The sequence below is a fragment of the Brevundimonas sp. GN22 genome (assembly GCF_054824005.1).
Genome location: NZ_JSYD01000127.1, coordinates 1 through 250, shown reverse-complemented (window position 1 = coordinate 250; position 250 = coordinate 1). Strand labels below are relative to the sequence as shown.

The window sequence follows — 250 nt, the reverse complement described above, 5'->3', positions numbered from 1 at the left end:
GATCCAAACCAAGACCATTCGCTGCGCCATCTATACCCGCAAGAGCACCGAAGAGGGGCTGGAACAGGACTATAACTCGCTGCATGCCCAGCGCGATGCCTGCGCGGCCTACATCCTCTCGCAGGCAGGTGAGGGCTGGACCCTGTCGCCGGAGGTTTACGATGATGGCGGATATTCGGGCGGAACTATGGAGCGTCCGGCCCTCAAGCGGCTGATGGCCGACATCGAGGCCAAGCGGATAGATGTGGTG

General features: G+C 61.2%; 1 protein-coding gene. It reads left to right on the top strand.

Annotated features, from left to right (window positions below; all coding sequences use genetic code 11):
• Positions 1 to 250: recombinase family protein (locus OB03_RS13990; RefSeq protein ID WP_461344565.1), on the top strand; the 250-nt coding region annotated here is incomplete at both ends.